The following is a 4314-nucleotide window of genomic DNA, read 5'->3' as shown; positions in this document are numbered from 1 at the left end:
GTCTTCGAGGAGTTCTTCCGGGGCGGCGCGGAAGGGGAGGGCGGCGAGCCGGGGCTGGGGCTCGGCCTGTCCATCGTGCGCCGGATGGCTTTCGCCCTCGGTCACCCCGTCGAACTCGCCTCGCGGGTCGGGCACGGCACCCGCATGGCCCTGACCCTGCCCGTCAGCCTGGTCGCTCCCGAACAGGCGGCACCTGTGGCGCCCGTTGTGACGCGGCTGACGGGCGCGCGCGTCCTCGTGGTGGAGAACGACCCAGGCACAGCCGACGCCCTGGAGCGACTCCTGCGTGCCTGGGACGCCGAGGTCCGCATCCACCGGGATCTGGCGGGCGTGGAGGCGGCGCTCGCCGCCGGCATGGCCCTGCCCGACCTCCTCGTGCTCGATTACCACCTGGACAACGGCGCCTGCGGCCTGGAGGTCGCCGCTCATCTTCGGGCACGGGCCGGATTCCGCCTGCCCGTCATCGTCACGACGGCGGACCACGCGCCCGAGATCGAGGCACAGGTGGCCGCCCTCGGGGCGCAGCTGATCCACAAGCCGGTCCGCCCCGCCCAGCTGCGGGCGCTCCTCACCTACATGCTGGCGTGAAAGAATACGGCGTCTCCGCGACCACGGTGCAACCTCGGAAGGTCGGTGGTCCATGGGCGAGCGTGGCCGCAAATAGTATTTTGAATAATCCGAGCGTTTCGTGAGGCAAAATTCCTAGATTCATGTCTCTCGTCCACTCTGTGCCAAAACTTTTTGATCATGGCGTACAGATTGATTTGAGGATCGCTGCGAAATGTGCATTGCACCAAGATCAGATTGCGCTGCAGCGACGAAAGACGCGCACTTGCGAAGCTTCCGTTGGCTCATTACGCTCTCGCGCGAGAACAAGACTGTCCCCATTCGCTCCCGCGCGGCAGGATAATACCGGCACTGCGGGGGCGCCTATGGGGAGCGCGGAGGAAGACCCGGTTCATGAAGAAAAATAAGGTCATCACGGCCGGCGAGGCGATCGCGCTGATCCGGCACAACGACGTGGTCACCACGACGGGCTTCGTTCAGAGCTGCATTCCGGAGGCGCTGCACGCCGCCCTGGAGAAGCGCTTCGTCGACACCGGCGCGCCCCGCGACCTCACCCTGATCATGACGGCGGGCGCCGGCGACAGCAAAGGCCTCGGCACCGGCCGCCTGCACCACGAGGGCCTGTTGAAACGCGTGATCGCGGCCAATTTCGGCCGCATGCCGAAGGTCGCCAAGGCCGCGCAGGAGAACAGGATCCTGGGCTACAACCTGCCGCAGGGCGTGATCTCGCAGCTCTACCGGGCCTGCGCCGCCGGCCAGCCGGGCCTGTTCTCGAAGGTGGGCCTGCACACCTACGTCGATCCGCGCCACGGCGGCGCGCGCGTCAACACGGTGACGGAGGCCGAGATCGTCAAGCTCGTGGAGGTCGATGGCGAGGAGTGGCTGTTCTACACCGCCACCAAGATCGACGTCGCCTTCATCCGCGGCACCTCGGCCGACCCGTCGGGCAACATCTCCTTCGAGAAGGAAGCGCTGACCCTCGATTGCCTGGCGCAGGCCATGGCGGCGCGCAACAACGGCGGCATCGTCATCGCGCAGGTGGAGCGCATCGTCGATGACGGCTTCCTGCTGCCCAAGGACGTGCGCGTTCCCGGCATCCTGGTGGATTGCGTGGTGCTGGCCGAGCCCGAGATGCACCGCATGAACTACGGCGTGCAGCACGACGCGGCGCTCGCCGGGCAGATCCGCGTACCGGTCAGCGGCATGAAGAAGATGCCCCTCGACGCCCGCAAGGTCATCGCGCGCCGCGCCGCCTTCGAACTGCCGCCGAACGGCGTCGTCAATCTCGGGGTCGGCGCGCCAGAGGGCATCGCGGCGGTGGCCAACGAGGAGAAGGTGACCCCCTACATCACGCTCACCACCGAGGCCGGCGCGGTGGGCGGCGTGCTCGCCTCCGGGTCGAGCTTCGGCGCGGCGACGAACGCCGATTGCGTCATCGACCAGAACCAGATGTTCGATTTCTACGACGGCGGCGGCCTCGACATGACCTGCCTGGGGCTCGCCGAGTGCGACCAGCACGGCAACGTCAACACCAGCATGTTCGGCGGGCGACTCAACGGCTGCGGCGGCTTCATCAACATCAGCCAGAACGCCCGCTCCGTGGTCTTCGCCGGCACCTTCACGGTGGGCGGCCTGGAGACGGCGATCGAGGACGGCAAGCTCCGGATCGTCACGGAAGGACGCTCCCAGAAGTTCCTGCCCCAGGTCGAGCAGATCACCTTCAGCGGGCGCTACGCGCAGATGCGGGCGCAGCCGGTGATCTACGTCACCGAGCGCTGCGTCTTCCAGCTCACCGACGAGGGCCTGGAACTCATCGAGGTGGCGCCCGGCATCGACATCGAACGGGACATCCTGCCCCACATGGGCTTCCGGCCGATCATCAAGCAGCCGATGCCGATGGACGCCCGCCTGTTCCGCGACGAGCCGATGGAACTGCTCGCCGACCTCCTCAACCTGAACCTCGCCGAGCGGGTGAGCTACGATTCCGAGCGCAACATCCTGTTCGTGAATATGGAGGGGTGGCACGCCCGCGCCAAGAGCGATCTCGACGACCTGCGTCTGGTGCTGGTGGGGGCCTGCAAGAAGGCCGGGCAGCGGGTCAACACCGTGGTCAACCACGACGGGTTCCGCATCAACGAGAACCTCTACGACGACTACGCGCACATGATCCAATACCTGCAGGCGAACTACTACCTCACCACCACCCGCTACGCGACGAGCGCCTTCCTGCGCCTGAAGATGGAGGAGGCGCTGAACCGCCGCGGCCTCGCCCCCCACGTCTTTGAGCGCAAGGAGGACGCCCACGCCTTCCTCGAAGGCGCCGGCAAGGTCCGACGGGCCTCCACGGCCATCGCCTCGGCGGCCTGAACCCTCAGGACCGGCGGCGCGGTCTGGTGCCGGCGGCGCTTGCCGATGCCGCCGCATTCCGGGATAGACAGGCCCGATGATCGTCCGTTCGCGTCCGAGCCTGTTCGACGTCCTGTTCACCCTGCGCGGCTCGATCCTGCCGCAGGTCGCGCCGAAGGTGCTGGGCATCACGTTCGTCGCCGTCGTCGTGGTGGCGGTGGAGCGGCGCTGGCCCGAGGCGTTTCCGATCACCGCCGGGGTCGGGCCCTTCACGCTGATCGGGATCGCCCTGTCGATCTTCCTCAGCTTTCGCAACAGCGCCTGCTACGACCGCTGGTGGGAGGGCCGCCGGGCCTGGGGCAGCCTCGTGGTGGAGACGCGCGGGCTCGCCCGGCTCGTCAACGCCCTGTTGCCGGCCGAATCCGAGGCCGCCTTGCGCGGCCGGACCCTTCGGCGGCTCTCGGCCTTCGCGCACGCCCTGCACGCCCAATTGCGGGGCGGGGACCCGGCCGCGGCGGCTGTCGCCTGGCTCCCGGCGGACGAGGCCGCGATGCTGGCGAAGCATCCGAGCGCGCCGGACGCGGTGCTGGCCCGGCTCACCGCCGAATGCGCGGACGCCTATCGCCGGAATGCCCTGACGGACGTGCTCCTGGCCGCCCTGGAGCACAAGATCGCGGCCCTGGCGCAGGTTCAGGTGGTGTGCGAGCGCATCCAGAACACGCCGCTGCCCTTCGCCTATACCCTGCTGCTCTACCGGACGGCCTGGGTCTACTGCCTGCTCCTGCCCTTCGGCTTGGCGGCCTCCCTCGGCTGGGCGACACCGGTGGCGGCCGCCCTCGTGGCCTACACCTTCTTCGGCCTCGATGCGCTCGGCGACGAGTTGGAAGAACCCTTCGGGCTGGCGCCGAACGACCTGCCCCTCGACGCCCTGCTGCACACCATCGACGGCATCGTCCTCGACGCGCTCGGCGAGACGGCCCCGCCGCCGCTGGAGCCCGAGCGGTTTCTGTTGACGTGATCCCCGGGTCTCGGGGCTAAGCCCGAGACCCGCCGGGTCGGAGAACCTCGGCTCAATACTCCCAGAAGATCCGCTGCAGTTCCTTCGTGTCCTGCGTCTTCGTGAGCGCCACGGCGGCCAGGATCTTGGCCTTCTGGGGGTTCAGGTCGTGGGCCACCACCCAGTCGTACTTGTCGTCGGGCTGCTCGGCGTTGCGCAGGACGAAGCCGTCGCCGACGCGCGACGAGCGGATGATCTGCACGCCCTTGGAGCGGAGGTCCTTCAGGGTGTCGACGAGGTAGCCGGCGACCGAGCCGTTGCCGGTGCCCGCATGGATGATCGCCTTGGCGCCGCCCGACACGGCGGTGGTGTAAGGCTCCGGGTGCATGTTGCCCGAGCCGTAC

General features: G+C 68.3%; 3 protein-coding genes and 1 pseudogene. 3 read left to right on the top strand and 1 reads right to left on the bottom strand.

The window, feature by feature from the left end; all coding sequences use genetic code 11:
• From JWQ05_RS11625 to JWQ05_RS11615, 3 genes are all read left to right on the top strand, one after another.
• Positions 1-588 (top strand): response regulator (locus JWQ05_RS11625; RefSeq protein WP_299658604.1); only part of this gene is annotated, 588 nt, incomplete at its 5' end.
• A gap of 372 nt (positions 589-960) precedes the next feature.
• Complete coding sequence (locus JWQ05_RS11620) at positions 961-2934, top strand: acyl CoA:acetate/3-ketoacid CoA transferase (protein ID WP_299658603.1); 1974 nt, start codon at positions 961-963, stop codon at positions 2932-2934.
• Between the two features lie 76 nt (positions 2935-3010).
• Positions 3011-3931, top strand: coding sequence for a bestrophin family protein (locus JWQ05_RS11615; protein WP_299658602.1), 921 nt, complete (start codon positions 3011-3013; stop codon positions 3929-3931).
• 52 nt (positions 3932-3983) lie between these two features.
• On the opposite strand, the pseudogene JWQ05_RS11610 reads toward JWQ05_RS11615, so the two are convergent.
• Positions 3984-4314 (bottom strand): annotated as a pseudogene (locus tag JWQ05_RS11610) (L-asparaginase); the annotation flags it as partial.

Origin of the sequence: Methylobacterium sp., assembly GCF_028290105.1 — a bacterium.
Lineage (GTDB): Bacteria > Pseudomonadota > Alphaproteobacteria > Rhizobiales > Beijerinckiaceae > Methylobacterium.
This window is presented reverse-complemented; position numbering and strand designations above follow the sequence as displayed.

What these genes read in the sequence shown, in the direction of transcription:
- JWQ05_RS11615 (WP_299658602.1), top strand. Translation starts at nt 3,011, where the DNA reads ATGATCGTCCGTTCGCGTCCGAGCCTGTTCGACGTCCTGTTCACCCTG.
- JWQ05_RS11620 (WP_299658603.1), top strand. Translation starts at nt 961, where the DNA reads ATGAAGAAAAATAAGGTCATCACGGCCGGCGAGGCGATCGCGCTGATC.